We start from the raw sequence: 14,729 nt of genomic DNA on the forward strand, positions 1-14,729 counted from the left end.
ATGACGCAACGTCCGAAACTGTCGCTGTATCTGCGGACCTTCAGCGACCGTCCTGACGAGGACTGGGCCGCAACGCTGCGTACGGCGCAGGCCATGGACGCCCTCGGCGTTGACCGCGTGGTGATCTCCGATCACGTCGTCTTCGGTGAGAATCTCGCCGCGTATAGCGACCCCGCGGTCGGCGGCACCACCGGCGGCAGACAGCCGACGGGACCGGACGGCAACTGGCTGGAGCCGTTGATCTTCCTGACCGCGGTTGCGGCCACCACCTACCGCATCCGGCTCTCCACCGGAGTGCTGCTGGCTGCTCTGCGACGTCCGGCGGTGCTGGCCAAACAACTGGCCACCCTCGACGTGTTGTCCGGTGGACGGGTGGATCTCGGTGTCGGAATCGGTTGGCAGCGTGAGGAATACGAAGCCGCCGGACTTCGCTTCGAGCGTCGCGGACGGTTGCTCGACCATACCCTGGAGGTGTGTCAGACGTTGTGGACACAGCAACGCGCCACTTACGATGCGCCCGAATTGTCCTTCGACGGTATCCACCAGATGCCAAAACCCCTGCAGGCGGGGGGAATACCCATCTGGGTCAGTGGCACGGTGAATCCGGCGGTCGCACGTCGGCTGAGTAGATTCGGAAAGCGCTGGATCCCGTGGGGTCCGGCGATCGGCAACCTCAACGGCGCCATCCCGGCCATGAAGCAGGCGATCGTCGACGCCGGCGGCGATCCGGATGATCTCCAAGTCCAAGGTTCCGCGGCGTTGCTGCGGGGTGCGGATCGGGCGATCGACGTCCCGGCGTCAGTCGCGGTGGTGCCTGAGCTGCTGGCCGCCGGCGCCACCGACATCCGCTTTTCCGGATCGCTGCCCGCGGATCCGGTTCAGGCGGGCGAGGTGCTGTCGGAACTGGTCAGCGCATTTCGGGCGGCTACTGACTGACCAGCGCGTGCCGCGGCGCGGTGATCGGCAGGTTCAGGTGGCCGCCGACGGTGATTGGCGTGCGGACGATGACCCGCACTGCGATGCTGCCCACGCCGCCGGTGGAGATGACTGCCACCCGCAACGGGCTCTCACCTGTCCTCTCAACGGGCAATGTCGGCTCCTACATTCCCGCGACGAGTTTGCTGTATTGCGGACAGTAGGCCCGAACGGAAACGGCGACAATGTCTTCGGCGTGTGCGCTGAAGTCGGGACTGCTTGCCCGGAACTCTGCCACCACTTCTGCCACCGACATTCTGGCCGCAAAACTCTGACACACCGCCTTGCCGTTCGAGACGGCCACATCGGGGTTGGCGAAGACGATGCCTTTCTCATTGAGGGCCGCGATGTAGCGGCTGTCCTGTTCGGGATCAGAGACGATGGCCGTGGTGGTGGCCGGCGCCGTCGGAGCGGCGGTGGTGCGCGCCGGGGCAGCGTCGGGAGAGGGGTCTCGGAGCAGCACCAGACCCACGACCACGATCACCGCCGCCACTCCGAGGCAGATCAGCAGCACCGCCACCGATCTGCCCAATACGGTGCCCCATGACTGTTCCACGATCGCGGGTTCAGCGAGTGCATCATCGGGGACCCCACCCGGCGGCGCGCTCTGGATGTCTGGAACTTCGGTACCGCTAGACCATGCAAGACTCGCCGAGTCCGCATGCGCGCCGGTGTTGTAGTCAGCGCCCCCGACCGGGTCGACCATGAGGTCATGTTAGACCGCGGGGTCCGCGGCCTCAGGTCAGGTAGCGGTCACGCCACCGTGCCACCCGTCCACCGGGAGCCTGGAGGGCAGCCATCACCGAACTCATCGACGATGCCACCGACTTCGCGCGCACGCGATCTCTGGAACCGGCGGCAGCGGGTTCGTCCCCGTCCCACCAGGTCGGCTGCAGGAGTGCCGTGGTGACCGGAATGGCTTTGCCGACGCTGTTGTGTCCCCATTTGCAGGCGCGATCGATAGCCGCGGCGGACGGCGCGAGGTTGATCGGCGACAGGGTGGGCTCGAAGCGGACCAGGTGGTCGGCGTAGGGCAGATTGCGTAGCATCTGCAGCTGGATCGCCTGCAGGATCGGGGCCATCCACAGGTGCCGCGAATCCCATTGCGGGTGAAAGCAATCGAATGCCAGATAGCAGGCGTTCCTGGTGCCAAGCTTCCCGTCGCGGATCCGTTTCCAGGCCAACTCGACCGGCACATTGCTCGCGGCACCGCCGTCGACGAGCGCTGCGACCTCCCGTTCCGCGCACAGTTCGTCCAGCAGTGGCAGCATCCGCGGGTCGCTCGACTCATGATGCAGCACACCGGGGATCGCCGAGGAGAACGACGCCGCATCGAGCACGTCGAAGTCAAGAGCGGGATCGTCGCCGCTGATCACGATCGGCTTGACGACCCGCAAGTCGATGAATGCCGAAACCTGCCACATCCGAGCCGCCACCAGTGGCCCGATTCCGATGGGGCGGAACGGGATTGACCGTCCCTGCAATGCCGCTAGTTCGGGCCGCCGAAATCGGGAGGGCAGCGCGGAATATGGCTGTCTGCGTACCCCCGCGACCACGATGTCGAAAGGGATTGCCAGGTCCGACATGCGAAGGCGTACGCCGTCCTCGCGGCTGAGCAGGGCCTGAGCGAACTGGTCGAATCGCAGCGCGAACAAACCAGCCATGCCGTGGCGACGGCGCATCCGCTCAGGGCCGAGGATCGCCCGGTAGGACACCGTCTTGGCCCACGCGACATATTCCTCGATCGGCACCGGCAGTTCGCGGGCCACCAGGCTGCCGATGATCGAGCCGAAGGACGAACCGATCATGTAGTCGGGCAGCTGATCAGCCTCCAACAGGCGCAGCATCCCGCCGATGTAGACGAAACCGGCGCCCCCGCCACCGCCCATGACTGTGACGAGCTTCTTGTAGCCGACTTCGGTGTCGAGTTCGACGGCGGAGAAGTCGTTGCGGTGACGTTCGATCAGCACACGTCGCTGGTCGTCCTGATCCTCGCTGAGAGCGGGCAACATCTCCCGAGCCGCTGTCAGCGCTTTGACCGGGTCCGACTCCTCGCGCAACGGTTCATACAGTGCGTCGACGACCCTGGACCGCCAAGGCCCGATCTCGGCACCTACCGACACGTCTCCGCGCCCGCGGCTGCCACCCGGGCCGGCCGCCCCGGGTTCGAAGTCGGCGAGTCGGGCGAAGTTGAGGATGTAACGCAGTCTGCGTAGTTGCTCAACGCTCATGACGTCGTTGTTCAAGTGGTTGCGGACCAGCCGGTTCTCCATCTTCTGCAGCAGCAGCGCGGGATCCGCCGACGGCAGCTCGACGGCGTCGAGCGCGGCGTCGGTGGCTTTGGTTTCTTCGTCCTCGAAGTCTTCAGCGACGTCGACCGAGGACGCCTGCCGCCCTCGTCGGCCCACCCAGCGGCCGCGCAGCGCGTCTGCGAACGGGTTCTGCATGGGTATCAACCCTATGCCCTCGCTACCGGCCGGGTGGCACCGAGACGGTCGGCATGGCGGAAGTGCCCGGCCAACAACCGAGGGGACTGATACCCCTATTTATCGCAGCTGTAATACAGTTCTGCACAACAACATTGGGGTCGTTGCTGATCGAGCGGGACAGGATTTCGTTGGCTCTGGCCTGAGCTTCGGCAGTGCGCTGTGACTCCTGCGCGATCGAGGTCTGGGCCCGCTGCTGGTTCAGCTGGTTGATCTTGTCCTCGGTGCCCTGGTCGTACTGGATGGTGGGCACATTAACGTCGAAGATGTCGACCTGGCCGCCCACGTCCTGGCGCATGATGTCGGCGGCACGCTTGGCCAGGTTCGGCAGCGGCGAGACATCGAGATTCTGTGAGTCCAGTGGGTTGAACGCGGCGAACACTTCATTGAGGGCGACCGACAGATTGCGCTCGATCAGGTTGATGCGCACGTTGTCGAACGTCTTGTACTGCTGGAAGAGTTCGGGCGCGGCGTGTTGTTTGATTTGCCAGCGAATACTGACGTCGGCCTGGGCGGTGGATTGGTTGCCCAGTCGCACCAGGATGCGTTCGTCGTGGTCACCGTGCTTGACGTACTTGTCGATCTGTACCGCGCCGTCCATCTGGTGGGCCACCTGCCAGGGCCACTTGCCGTGAAATCCGTTGTTCAGACTCACCCCGTTGGGACGGCCGAAAGTCGTGATGATCGCGATCTGGCGTGTTCCGACCATCGTGAACGAACCCAACACGAAAAACATCGCCGCAGCTGCCAGGGAGCCGAGCGCTACGGTCCGGCGGCGTTGTCGGGCAGGTTCTTTGCGGGTGAAAATCCAACCCAATCCTGCGACGGCCGCGATACTCAATGACAAGACGACCATCACAATCTGCCACGTCATTCTGCACCCCTTCTCCGTTGGTATGAGGGAAGACTAAGCTCCGCTCATGTCGATCGATCGTGCCGCACTTGTTGCGGGCAGCATCCGACTGGCGTCGGGCATGTCGTTCCTCATCGACCCGGTCAAGTCAAACAAGCTGTGGGGCGATCCCGACGATCAAACAGCAACTGCGCAACTGCTGTTGCGATCCATGGGATATCGCGACGCGCTGATCGGTGGTCTACTTGCCGCTGCGGCGTTGCGCGGCAAGAACACCCGCGGTTGGTTCCTGGCGTCCGGCGGTGCGGACGCGGCCGATCTGATCGGCGGGCTGAGCGTGCACGATCAGCTCAAACCCGCGCAACGCCTCGTCGGGCTCGGTGGGGCGGCAGTGGGCATCGGCGTCGGGCTATGGGGTGCGGCCCGTCCGAGTCGGCGAGCGGCCGTCGAGGCGCCGGCCGACTGAACTCGGCGCCGGTCGGTGTGCAGTGGCCGCTCATGAACTAGCGGCGATCCGGGTCGATCGGTTCCCTTGAATCGTGCCGAATGTGTCTGCGTGCTTCGCATGTTGGTCGGGTTGTCGGTGGTGCTGACAGGCAGGGAATCCCGTCATCCGATGACGATGCGCAACCGTTCCCAGCCGCGCACCGTCGAGGTCGGCGCGAGCTTGAGGCTTTCGTAGTCGACCTCCCACTCGGGCCACCGGTTGAGCAGTTCGTCAAGGGCGACCCTGCCCTCCAGGCGGGCCAGGTTCGCGCCCAGGCAGTAGTGCACCCCTTTGCCGAAGGTCAGATGTGAGATGTTGTTGCGATGAATGTTGAAAATGTCAGGATCGTTGTAGCGCAACGGGTCTCGGTTGGCAGCGCCGAATAGCAGCAGCACCGCGCTGCCGGCCGGCACCGTAGTTCCGTAGAGTTCGAAATCGCGGATCGTGTACCGGCCGACGTGGGGGCCGGTCGGTTCGAAGCGCAACGTCTCGTCGACCGCGCGTGTCAAAAGGGAACGGTCCTGGGCGATTTCGCGACGCTGGTCGGGGTGCTCAGCGAGTACCTTGGCCAGCCAGCCGATCAGCCGGCCTGTGGTCTCGTTGCCCGCCCCGGCGACCACCTGGGTGTAATGCAACACCTCTTTGCGGGTCAGCTTTCGGGTGACCCCGTTTTCGTCCTCGAACTCGACGTTGAGCAACGAGGTCATCAAGTCGTCGGAGGGATTTTTGGCGCGCCAGTCCACATAGTCCGCGTAGATGCGGCCATCGGCGATGGCGTCGGGGTTGGCCACTTTCATGGGCGTGCCGGCTTTGGTACGCAGGTTGGCGTCGTTGGCGTCGCGCACACCGATCTGCTCTTCCTCGGGGATACCCAGCAGCATGCCGATCACCCGCATCGGCATCATCGAAGCCAATTCGGCGATGATGTCGAAACTGTCGGACCCCACCAGCGGGTCCAGGCACCGGATGCAGTAACGGCGAATCTGGTCTTCGATGGCCGCCATCCGCCGCGGGGTGAAGACCCGCGACATCACGCCACGGAGCATGGTGTGCTTGGGCGGATCCTCGAACATCATCACGCCGGGCGGCATCGGGAACTTGGACTGGATCAGTTCCAGGATGTCACTTCGGCTGTTGGAGAACGTCTCCCAATCCGACAGCGCCGCTTCGACATCGGCGTGCCGCGAGATGGCCCAGAAGTTGTAGCGCTCGTTGTAGTACAACGGTGCTTCGTCACGCAGGCGACTGAAGATCGGGTATGGGTTGGCGGTGATGTTGACGTCGTACGGGTCGTAATAGACAGCGGTTTCGCCGGTGATGGTCACTTGAGGCAGCTGCCCGCGTCGATGGGAAGGGTGACGCCGGTGATGTAGCGCGCCTCGTCGGAGGCCAGGAACAGCACGGCGTTGCTGATGTCCTCGGCGTTGACCCAGGGGATTGGCAGGGTGTGGAAGGTCTGGCAGATCGGCGCCAGATCGTCCGGGCCAGGATTATCCAAGTCGGGCCGGAACAAGTGAAATGTCTGCTCGTTGATCAACAGTGGCGTGTTCACATGGGTGGGATGGACCGTGTTCACCCGGATGTTCTGCGGGCCGAGTTCGACGGCAAAGGACCGCATCAACCCGACCACTCCGTGTTTGGCGGCGTTGTAGTGCCCGGTGTGGGTGTAGGCCTTCAATCCGGCGACTGAACTGGTAAGCACGATCGAGCCGCCGCCAGATGAAAGCAGATGTGGCACCGCGGCTTTGACTGACTTCCAGACGCCGCTGAGGTTGACGTCGATCATCTGCTGCCAGAGGCTCTCGTCCATACGGTGCAGCTTGGGGGCGATGGTGCCGATGCCGGCATTGGCGACGACGATGTCGAGCCGGCCTAGTTGCTCGACACCGCTGTCGAGGGCGGCCTTGAGTGCGTCGTAATCACGGACATCGACCTCGGCGGCAACGATCCGGCGATTGAAGCCTTTGACCAGGTCGGCTGTCTCGGCAAGGTCGTCCGCCGTGGACGCCGGCGCCGGAGAGTTGTCGAAGGGCTGGCACACGTCGACCGCGATGATGTCCGCACCCTCCTGAGCCAGCCGCGCGGCATGGCTTCGGCCCTGCCCCCGCGCCGCGCCCGTGATGAACGCGACTTTGCCTGCAACCCGACCTGGCATCTGCATCTCCTCGTTGAGTAACGGCGTTACACCCTGGTACGGTAACCGTGTTACTCCACGAGAGCAAGGGTGCATGTGGTCAGCGTTGAACGAACGGCCGGCGAAGCCGAACCCAGGCCGGAACGCGGGCGGGACCGCATCATCGACATCGTGGTGGACATCCTGGAGACCGACGGCTACGACGCGGTGCAACTGCGCGAGGTCGCCAGACGAGCACGCACGTCACTGGCGACCATCTACAAGCGGTTTCCCAACCGCGACGCGCTGATCCTGGCCGCCCTTGAGTACTGGATGAACGAGAACCGGTACGCGGGCCTGGCCGGTCAGGCTCCCGATCCGCACGCCTCTGTCTACGAGCGCCTGATGCGAATATTTCGAACGATTTTCGAGCCATGGGAACGCCACCCCGACATGCTGCGGGCGTACTTCCGGGCCCGCTCCGCCCCGGGCGGCCAGCGGTTGGTGAGCCGGGGTCTGGACGCAGTCATCCCCGCCACTGCCGCCGCGTTGGACGGCGCTGATCCAGACTTGATCGACGACCTGCCGCCGATCATCTCCAACCTCGCCTACGGCCTGGTGGCGCGCTTCGCCGCCGGCGAGATCCCCATCACCGAAATACTGCCGACGCTGGATCGCGCGCTGTTCCGACTGACGGCTAACGCGGCGAAAGGATGACGACCGGGATCTCCCGATCCGTCCATGTCTGATATTTCGCGAAGTCGGCATAGAGCTCGAGCAGCTTGGGCCACAACTCCGCGCGCTGCTCCGGAGTGGCGACGTGGGCCGTCACCTTGACATTGCGCTGACCCGTCACGTGCACCTGGGTGTCGGGGTGGGCGACCAAATTGTGGTACCACTGCGGGTGCTTGGGCATGCCCCCCTGCGAGCCGACGATGACGAAATCATCGCCATCCTGCAGATAGACCAGCGGCGTGGTGAACAGTTTCCCGGACTTGCGACCGCGGTGCTCAAGCAGCAGGGTCGGCACCGGTTTGTGAAAGCCGGCGCCCACCCGCCAGGTCTTGCCGATGCGGCCGTTGGTGAGCTTGAAGATCGCGACGTGCGCCTTGGCCGCATACTTCATGACCTTCGCTGTCACCGGCGACGACAAACCCCCCGGCGCTTCCTCGGGCAACGAAAACCTAGACATACAACCCCTGTCGGCACCGGGGAGCCGTCACCAGCTCGATTGGTGGACCCGTGGGTCCTTGGCGGTAGGCCTACATTAGCGTCCGGCCAACTCAGGACGCTTTGGCGAACCTGCGAACCATGTCGTCTTCTTTGAACGTGCTCGCGTGATCCCGGCCCTGCGCGTCGCGGCCGAAGAACGTCCACCGCTGACGCCCGGATTGCGGGCCGCTGATCATTTTGACGATGTAGCGGAGATGATCGGCGTCCACCGTACCGATGGCATCACCCACCCGGATCTCCGAAGGATGGATTTCGGGGGCATCCCACCAGTTTTCTATGGCCATGCTTTCCATACTCGCCTACATCTGCCTTATTCGCCGCATCGGCACTGATCGGAACTGAATCCAGCTGTTCGGCAGCGGCCTCGGTGGCGTAGCCTCAGGACCGAGCCGTTTCGTTGTCAGCGGTAGTCAGCTCAGGCTACGCACACCGGCAATGTGATTCCTCCGTCGTTCCGCACCCGCGGGCGTCGACGCTGAATGAAGGAACACCCCTGGTGTGTAATCCGGTACCGCTCTTACGAAATCTCCTGCATCGCCCCGGGTCGGGGTTTGGTCCGCCGACCCCGTGGATTCAGTGATGTCGTCGTTGCTCGGGCGGCGCCAGGCCACCCCGATCCGGCTGACGCTGGCACTGGAGCTCGGGCAGAACATCGACGGGGCGTGGTGGCCGCGTACCGATCGGATCGGCGCGGAGTTGCCGGAGCTGGTCGGAGCGCTGAGCGCGCGGCTTGGCGAAGTCACCGGCATCGCCGTCAACTGGCCGCCACTGCAGCGACCGCCCGACTTGAATTGGCAAGGCTGGCAACATAAGCAGCAGCACGTGATCAGCGTGAATGGCGCGGAACAGCTCGCCAACGTCCTGATCGTCCCGTACTGCACCAACGGCACCCTGGCGCAGATGATGTTGCGGCGCGCCGCCGACCTGCCTATCGGACCCGCCCACCGTGACTCCACGCCGTTCCATACCGCAGGCTCGATCATTTACGCTGCGCGTCAACAGGATACCCGCCGCCCCTGCTGAACGGGAGTGCCAGGATCACCCGGGTTTGCGCAACCGCCCGAGCGTTCGGCGTAGCACTCCGTGCGTTCCGTCCGCAGGCGGTTGCCGGTCGGCGTACGGCCACGGCCGATTGCGTTCGGGGACCGACTCCGCGCGGATCTGCTTGAGTCGCATTCGCAGGTGCCGACGTAGTTCGAGCAGTTCGGGGTCAGCCCAACGGTTTTGCGTCTCGACCGGGTCGGCAGTCAGGTCGTACAGCTCCCACTGATCATCGATCGGGTCCGTACGGTAGGTTTCCCCACCCACTCCGTTGGCGGCCAGGTGTCGCACCCCGGGCTCGGTCCAGGTGGCCGGATCGTCGAAGGTGCGCACCAGCTTCCAGAGATGTCCTGCGCCACCGTCGGCAGCAGCGACGCGTACCACCAGGCCTTCGAAATTGGACGCAACGTGGGCTGGAATCCTGATCCGAAGGGGCGCAGGGGGATTCGTGTTTCTTCCCAACTGGCGGGACAATGCTGAAGCGCCGGTATCACCCTCGAGCACGTTGTCGCGCGTCATCAGATACACCGCCCGCGTCTCGTCGGCGGCGGCTCCGTCGACGATCGGCATCAGGTCGCGACCGGGCAGCGGGTGCACCTCGGAGAAGGACTCGGCCAGTGCTGCGGCGACGGTGTCGATGTCGATGCCCGCCGCGCCCAGCAGAGTCGGGACCAGGTCGACATGCGAGGTCGGCGTGTCGATGGTGCGCGCGTCGGTGCCGCGGTGACCGATTCGGGCGATCACCAACGGCACCCGGGTGGCCTCGTCGTACAGGTTGAACCATTTCTGGTGCAGTCCGCCGTGCGCACCGAGCAGTTCGCCGTGATCGGAGGTGCGTAGCAGGACAGCATTGTCGGAGCCACCGTCGGTGACCGCCCGGCGCACCCGGTCGAGCGGCGCATCGACCTCGGCGTGCAGGCGGTAGTAGAGGTCGCGGTAGCGCTGCGAGTTGCGTTTGTAGGTGCGGCTGATCACTGGCGCCGGCCCGTACCCGGAGTAGTAGGCCTCCCGGAACGCGATCTGTGCGGCCGGTTTGGTGGACAGGTCCTCCTGCGCGGTGGGTGCCGGCGGCACATGCGGGGGATCCAAGGGAGCAGGCTGCACTGGACTGCGCCGCGCCCAGGCCGGGAAGAGCACGATGTCGTGCGGGTTGACGAAGCTGGCCACCAGCAGGAACGGGCGCAGGGCGGCGATGTCACCGGCGCGGCGGCGCGCGTAGCGATCTTCGAGCCAAGCCACCACGCGGTCGGCGATCAACGGGTCGCGCCGGTAGCCGCTGTTGGCGTTGCCCGCCCCGTGCGGTTCGGGACCCACCCAGCCCGAGAAGCCGTACGGGGCCAGCGGGTCGGCGTCCAGGTAGCGCTGCACCGCCACCGGATCGACGACGCCGTCGTCATCGTTGGTCGCCAGCGATCCGCCCGTCTCCGGATCGGTGAGGTCGGCATGCGAAATGTGCCATTTGCCGTCGTAATGGGTGTCGTAACCGGCGGCGCGGAACCAGTTACCCAGCGTCGGCACCTCGCCCACGCGCAGCCAGCGCAGCCGCGAATCGTCGAAGCGCTTGCCGATTCCGTCGGTCTGGGTGACGCCGTGTAGGTCGGGATACTGGCCGGTAAAGATCGTCGGGCGGCTCGGCACGCAGGCCAGCGAACCGGTGTAATGCCGGGTGAAGCTGACCCCGTTGTCGTCGAACCAGCGCCGACCGGGCAGCATCCGCTCGCGCCACTCCTGCAGTTCGGCCGGTTCGTAGGGCGGCGCCGCGCGCTCCTCGTCGGTCATCAGGATGACGATGTCGGGGCGGTCAGACATGCGGGTTCTCCGATCGTCGAGCCGATCCGGCGGGCAGCGCCTCGGCTTGCCGGAGGTGGGCACCTCGTTATCCAAGCACTGTTCGACGACTGAATCCGTCGAAACGGGGGCGCGCGGGGCGGCGCCTTGACCCCACGCCACTGACGGTGCTAAGCAAGTGCTCAGCATTCGATGACGAAAGAGGATCGACGATGACCCTGCATGCGGTACTGGACGAAATCCGTGAACGCCCCGGCACCGGAGATGTCATCCCGGTCATCAATCCGGCGACCGAAGAACAGATCACCGAATTCACCGACTGCGGCGAGGAAGCCGTCAACAACGCCGTCGAGCGGGCCCGGGCAGCTTTCGACTCCGGGGTCTGGTCCCAGTTGCCGGGACGCGCACGGGCAAAAGTCATGTGGCGCATCGCCGATCTGATCGACGAGCATGCCGAGGAATTCGCGCAACTCGACTCGCTCAACACCGGCATGCCACTGATGCAGGCGCAGCTACAGATGTCCACCTGTTCAGAATTCTTCCGCTACTACGCCGGTTGGTGTTCCAAGATCAACGGCGTCGCCTACGACGTCAAAACCGATGGCATCGCGACGGACGCCTTCGTCAACATGCACGCCTACACGCTCAAGGAGCCCTACGGCGTGGTCGGGCTGATCTTCCCGTGGAACGGTCCGATCTTCAACGCGTGTGCGAAGCTGGCGCCCGCGCTGGCCGCCGGCTGCAGCATGCTGGTCAAGCCCGCCGAGGAGACCCCGCTCTCGGCGCTGCTACTTGATCGGCTGATCCACGAGGCCGGCGTGCCCGACGGTGTGGTCAACCTACTGACCGGATATGGGCACACCGCGGGTGCGGCGATCACCGCGCACCCCGGCGTCGAGAAGGTGGCGTTCACCGGTTCGACCGAAGTGGGCAAGGAGATCGTCCGCGCGTCGGCGGGCAACCTCAAGAAGGTGACCCTCGAACTCGGCGGAAAGTCGCCCGTGCTGATTTTCGACGACGCCGACATGAGCAAGACCATTCTGATGGCGTCGCTGGGCATCTTCGTGCACTCCGGGCAGGGTTGCGTGTGCGGGTCACGGATCTTCGCGCAACGCGGCGTGTACGACCAGGTCGTGGAAGGCATCTCGATGATGGCCAACACGTTCAAGCTCGGCGCCCCCAGTGAGGAGGGCTGCGTCAGCGGCCCGCTGATCAGCCAGAAGCAGCTGACCCGGGTGATGGGCTTCATCGACGAAGGCAAGAACGACGGGGTCGACGTGGTGGCCGGGGGTTACCGTCTGGACCGCAAAGGCTACTTCGTGCATCCCACGGTGCTGACCAACGTCGACCCCGGGATGCGGCTGTACCAGCAAGAGATCTTCGGACCGGTGGTCAGCATCCTGCCGTTCGACGACGAAGACGAGGCCGTGGCCATGGCCAACGACACCACCTACGGCCTGGCCGCCACCGCCTGGACGGAGAACCTGGGGCGCGCACACCGGATCGTCAAGCGGCTGCAGGCGGGCAGCGTGCAGGTGAACTGCCAGCTGGTGTTCGACCACGATGTGCCCTTCGGTGGTCACAAGCAGTCCGGCTGGGGTCACGAGTTCGGCCGCGAGGGCATCGACATGTACATGAAGACGAAGTCGGTGTGGGCCCAGCTCTGACCGGATTGCGGTGTCGCTACGGTTGGGGACGTGTACGAACAGGGCAACACCGACACCACGACGGACCCCACCGACATCGGCTCACGCATCGATCCGGTGCTGGCACGCAGTTGGTTGCTGGTCAACGGCACACACGCTGATCGGTTCGAAGCCGCGGCGCGCTCCCGTGCCGACATCGTGGTCTTCGACATCGAGGACGCGGTCGCGCCCAAGGACAAGGTCAGCGCCCGCGACAACGTGGTGCGGTGGTTGTCCGCCGACAACAATGACTGGGTTCGGATCAACGGCTTCGGGACCCCTTGGTGGGCAGATGATTTGGCCCAGTTGGCCGGTACCCCGGTGGGCGGGGTGATGCTGGCGATGGTCGAATCGGTGGACCACGTCACCGAGACCGCGAAACGGCTGCCCAACGTGCCGATCGTGGCGCTGGTAGAAACAGCCCGAGGGCTGGAGCGCATCACCGAGATCGCCGCGGCCAAGGGCACTTTCCGGCTCGCCTTCGGCATCGGCGACTTTCGTCGCGACACCGGGTTCGGCGAAGACGCGTCCACGCTGGCTTATGCGCGGTCCCGGTTCACCATTGCGGCCAAGGCGGCCGGCCTGCCCAGCGCCATCGACGGCCCGACCATCGGGTCCAACCCGCTCAAGCTGATCGAGGCCAGCGCCGTGTCGGTCGAGTTCGGCATGACCGGCAAGATCTGTCTCTCGCCGGATCAGTGTGCTGTGGTGAACGAGGGATTGTCGCCATCTCAGGACGAAATCGGTTGGGCGAAGGAGTTTTTCGCTGAGTTCGAACGCGACGGGGGAGAGATCCGCAACGGGTCGGATCTGCCCCGCATCGCGCGGGCGACCAAGATTCTCGACCTGGCCCGGTCGTATGGCATCGAGGCGTCGACGTTCGAGGACGAGCAGGGGCATTCACCGGCACCGTCGGACACCTACCACTACTGACCGTTGCCGAGTTGGGCCTCGGCGCGCCGTGACGGCTTGATCACCCACTGATCTCACGCAGTGCGGCGGCGGTGTCCAGATCCGCATAGGCCGCTGAATACCGTTGTGCCAGTGCGATAGCGATGTCCGGTCGTTGCCACAGGTCACCGGCGGAGGCGGTGCACAACCAGATGGCCAGCCCGTGGGCCACTGAAGCGCGGTAGCGCAGCCAGACCTCGTCGCTGCTGGGCAACTCGGCGGCGGGCAGTCCGAGTGCGCCGCGATAGATCTCCAGCAATTCACGTTCGCTGTTGCGGCGATCCGCGACGGTCAGGGCACCCTGCAGGAAATAGCCCAGGTCCAGCGACCAGTTGCCGTGGCGGGCGACCTGCCAATCCAGGAAGCCCACCTCCCCGTCGGCCAGCAGATAAGTGTTGCCGATGTGCGGGTCGCCGTGCAGCAAGGTCTGCGGCGTGGTGGTGAGGGTGCGGATGTACGGCTTCCAGATGGATTCGATCAGCTGGTCGGCGTTGAGCGACAGCACCTCGGCGGGCGCGTCGTCGCCCAGGCGCGCCTGAGCTTCGTGCAGCGGCGCGTATTGCATTCCGTCCCAGGGCAAAAAGGGCTCGAGCCAGTCCAGTGCGGGGTACGCGGCCAGCCGGTGGCCCCAATATCTGCCGTGCATCCGGGCCAACCCTTGTACGCCGGAGGCGACCTGCTCGACCGACATGGGCCGGGTCGCGTGCCGCGGATCGGCGCCGCGCGCACTCAGATCCTCCATGATCATCACGAAGTCGTAGTCGTCCTTGTCGATCAAGGCGGTATAGACCTCGGGGTGCTCGAGTGGTAATTCGACGCCGCAGATGAAAAGCCGCGGCTCGTGGAACATGCCGCTGGTCATGCGGATCATCTCTTTGTGCGCGGGGTCGGCGGCTTTGGCGAACACAGTGGCCGGGCCGGCGCCGGCGGCGTAGGTCAGCGCCAGACGCGCGCGCCGGTTGGTCCCGTCGTCGCGGTCCGCAACGGTGACCGACTCCACGACGACGCCGGGGAACCGGCTGACCAGCGCCGCCGACATCCACCCTGAAGTGATGTCGTCCCACGTCTTGGGCACCGAGAGCGATGCGGTCACAGCGGATCCTTCCGTTGCCTTGGC

At 65.0% G+C, this 14,729-nt stretch carries 16 protein-coding genes; 6 read left to right on the forward strand and 10 right to left on the reverse strand.

The genetic code is table 11. The features are described 5' to 3' along the window. The gene (locus ACZYZ9_RS18490; protein WP_463827712.1) at nucleotides 1-936 is read left to right on the forward strand and encodes a TIGR03619 family F420-dependent LLM class oxidoreductase; all 936 of its coding nucleotides are present in this window, start codon (nucleotides 1-3) and stop codon (nucleotides 934-936) included. On the opposite strand, the gene ACZYZ9_RS18495 is transcribed toward ACZYZ9_RS18490, so the two are convergent. Genes ACZYZ9_RS18495 through ACZYZ9_RS18510 form a run of 4 tightly spaced genes read right to left on the reverse strand, consistent with a single transcriptional unit; the run spans nucleotide 926 to nucleotide 4,335 of the window. Further along, a complete protein-coding gene (locus ACZYZ9_RS18495) occupies nucleotides 926-1,090 on the reverse strand; it encodes a hypothetical protein (protein ID WP_463827713.1) in 165 nt (54 codons plus the stop codon). The genes ACZYZ9_RS18490 and ACZYZ9_RS18495 overlap by 11 nt on opposite strands. Before the next feature lie 9 nt (nucleotides 1,091-1,099). After that, nucleotides 1,100-1,681: a DUF732 domain-containing protein gene (locus ACZYZ9_RS18500; RefSeq protein WP_463827714.1), complete on the reverse strand. Its 582-nt coding sequence runs from the start codon at nucleotides 1,679-1,681 to the stop codon at nucleotides 1,100-1,102. Nucleotides 1,682-1,712: 31 nt separating this feature from the next. Beyond that, nucleotides 1,713-3,422, reverse strand: coding sequence for a patatin-like phospholipase family protein (locus ACZYZ9_RS18505; protein WP_463827715.1), 1,710 nt, complete (start codon nucleotides 3,420-3,422; stop codon nucleotides 1,713-1,715). 22 nt (nucleotides 3,423-3,444) lie between these two features. After that, nucleotides 3,445-4,335, reverse strand: coding sequence for an SPFH domain-containing protein (locus ACZYZ9_RS18510; RefSeq protein WP_463827716.1), 891 nt, complete (start codon nucleotides 4,333-4,335; stop codon nucleotides 3,445-3,447). Between the two features lie 46 nt (nucleotides 4,336-4,381). On the opposite strand from ACZYZ9_RS18510, the gene ACZYZ9_RS18515 reads away from it, so the two are divergent. Next, nucleotides 4,382-4,780: a DUF4267 domain-containing protein gene (locus ACZYZ9_RS18515; RefSeq protein WP_463827717.1), complete on the forward strand. Its 399-nt coding sequence runs from the start codon at nucleotides 4,382-4,384 to the stop codon at nucleotides 4,778-4,780. A gap of 143 nt (nucleotides 4,781-4,923) precedes the next feature. Here ACZYZ9_RS18515 and ACZYZ9_RS18520 read toward each other — a convergent pair whose 3' ends face one another. Further along, the gene (locus ACZYZ9_RS18520) at nucleotides 4,924-6,126 is read right to left on the reverse strand and encodes a cytochrome P450 (protein WP_463827718.1); all 1,203 of its coding nucleotides are present in this window, start codon (nucleotides 6,124-6,126) and stop codon (nucleotides 4,924-4,926) included. Then, entirely contained in the window at nucleotides 6,123-6,956 is an 834-nt protein-coding gene (locus ACZYZ9_RS18525) for a mycofactocin-coupled SDR family oxidoreductase (protein ID WP_463827719.1), read from the reverse strand. The genes ACZYZ9_RS18520 and ACZYZ9_RS18525 overlap by 4 nt, the downstream gene beginning before the upstream one ends. A gap of 75 nt (nucleotides 6,957-7,031) precedes the next feature. On the opposite strand from ACZYZ9_RS18525, the gene ACZYZ9_RS18530 reads away from it, so the two are divergent. Beyond that, on the forward strand, nucleotides 7,032-7,631 hold the full coding sequence (locus tag ACZYZ9_RS18530) for a TetR/AcrR family transcriptional regulator (RefSeq protein ID WP_463827720.1): 600 nt from the start codon (nucleotides 7,032-7,034) through the stop codon (nucleotides 7,629-7,631). On the opposite strand, the gene ACZYZ9_RS18535 is transcribed toward ACZYZ9_RS18530, so the two are convergent. Beyond that, nucleotides 7,612-8,106, reverse strand: coding sequence for a nitroreductase family deazaflavin-dependent oxidoreductase (locus ACZYZ9_RS18535; RefSeq protein WP_463827721.1), 495 nt, complete (start codon nucleotides 8,104-8,106; stop codon nucleotides 7,612-7,614). The genes ACZYZ9_RS18530 and ACZYZ9_RS18535 overlap by 20 nt on opposite strands. Before the next feature lie 91 nt (nucleotides 8,107-8,197). Continuing rightward, a complete protein-coding gene (locus ACZYZ9_RS18540) occupies nucleotides 8,198-8,431 on the reverse strand; it encodes a hypothetical protein (protein WP_463827722.1) in 234 nt (77 codons plus the stop codon). A gap of 295 nt (nucleotides 8,432-8,726) precedes the next feature. Here ACZYZ9_RS18540 and ACZYZ9_RS18545 point away from each other — a divergent pair, with 295 nt between their 5' ends. Beyond that, nucleotides 8,727-9,170, forward strand: a complete 444-nt coding sequence (locus ACZYZ9_RS18545) for a DUF5994 family protein (protein WP_463827723.1) — start codon at nucleotides 8,727-8,729, stop codon at nucleotides 9,168-9,170. A gap of 15 nt (nucleotides 9,171-9,185) precedes the next feature. Here ACZYZ9_RS18545 and ACZYZ9_RS18550 read toward each other — a convergent pair whose 3' ends face one another. Further along, a complete protein-coding gene (locus tag ACZYZ9_RS18550; protein ID WP_463827724.1) occupies nucleotides 9,186-10,997 on the reverse strand; it encodes a sulfatase-like hydrolase/transferase in 1,812 nt (603 codons plus the stop codon). 191 nt (nucleotides 10,998-11,188) lie between these two features. Between ACZYZ9_RS18550 and ACZYZ9_RS18555 the strand changes: the two genes are divergently transcribed. Beyond that, nucleotides 11,189-12,643, forward strand: a complete 1,455-nt coding sequence (locus ACZYZ9_RS18555; RefSeq protein WP_463827725.1) for an aldehyde dehydrogenase family protein — start codon at nucleotides 11,189-11,191, stop codon at nucleotides 12,641-12,643. Between the two features lie 30 nt (nucleotides 12,644-12,673). Beyond that, on the forward strand, nucleotides 12,674-13,594 hold the full coding sequence (locus ACZYZ9_RS18560; protein WP_463827726.1) for an HpcH/HpaI aldolase/citrate lyase family protein: 921 nt from the start codon (nucleotides 12,674-12,676) through the stop codon (nucleotides 13,592-13,594). A gap of 40 nt (nucleotides 13,595-13,634) precedes the next feature. On the opposite strand, the gene ACZYZ9_RS18565 is transcribed toward ACZYZ9_RS18560, so the two are convergent. Beyond that, on the reverse strand, nucleotides 13,635-14,651 hold the full coding sequence (locus tag ACZYZ9_RS18565; protein ID WP_463827798.1) for a phosphotransferase: 1,017 nt from the start codon (nucleotides 14,649-14,651) through the stop codon (nucleotides 13,635-13,637). Nucleotides 14,652-14,729: the final 78 nt, after the last annotated feature.

Source organism: Mycobacterium sp. IDUB_28, assembly GCF_055419285.1.

Excerpts from the sequence above, each read along its gene's own strand:
- ACZYZ9_RS18490 (WP_463827712.1), top strand. The coding sequence starts at position 1 with ATGACGCAACGTCCGAAACTGTCGCTGTATCTGCGGACCTTCAGCGAC.
- ACZYZ9_RS18500 (WP_463827714.1), bottom strand. The coding sequence starts at position 1,681 with ATGGTCGACCCGGTCGGGGGCGCTGACTACAACACCGGCGCGCATGCG.
- ACZYZ9_RS18505 (WP_463827715.1), bottom strand. The coding sequence starts at position 3,422 with ATGCAGAACCCGTTCGCAGACGCGCTGCGCGGCCGCTGGGTGGGCCGA.
- ACZYZ9_RS18510 (WP_463827716.1), bottom strand. The coding sequence starts at position 4,335 with ATGACGTGGCAGATTGTGATGGTCGTCTTGTCATTGAGTATCGCGGCC.
- ACZYZ9_RS18515 (WP_463827717.1), top strand. The coding sequence starts at position 4,382 with ATGTCGATCGATCGTGCCGCACTTGTTGCGGGCAGCATCCGACTGGCG.
- ACZYZ9_RS18525 (WP_463827719.1), bottom strand. The coding sequence starts at position 6,956 with ATGCCAGGTCGGGTTGCAGGCAAAGTCGCGTTCATCACGGGCGCGGCG.
- ACZYZ9_RS18535 (WP_463827721.1), bottom strand. The coding sequence starts at position 8,106 with ATGTCTAGGTTTTCGTTGCCCGAGGAAGCGCCGGGGGGTTTGTCGTCG.
- ACZYZ9_RS18540 (WP_463827722.1), bottom strand. The coding sequence starts at position 8,431 with ATGGCCATAGAAAACTGGTGGGATGCCCCCGAAATCCATCCTTCGGAG.
- ACZYZ9_RS18545 (WP_463827723.1), top strand. The coding sequence starts at position 8,727 with ATGTCGTCGTTGCTCGGGCGGCGCCAGGCCACCCCGATCCGGCTGACG.
- ACZYZ9_RS18550 (WP_463827724.1), bottom strand. The coding sequence starts at position 10,997 with ATGTCTGACCGCCCCGACATCGTCATCCTGATGACCGACGAGGAGCGC.
- ACZYZ9_RS18555 (WP_463827725.1), top strand. The coding sequence starts at position 11,189 with ATGACCCTGCATGCGGTACTGGACGAAATCCGTGAACGCCCCGGCACC.
- ACZYZ9_RS18565 (WP_463827798.1), bottom strand. The coding sequence starts at position 14,651 with ATGTCGGCGGCGCTGGTCAGCCGGTTCCCCGGCGTCGTCGTGGAGTCG.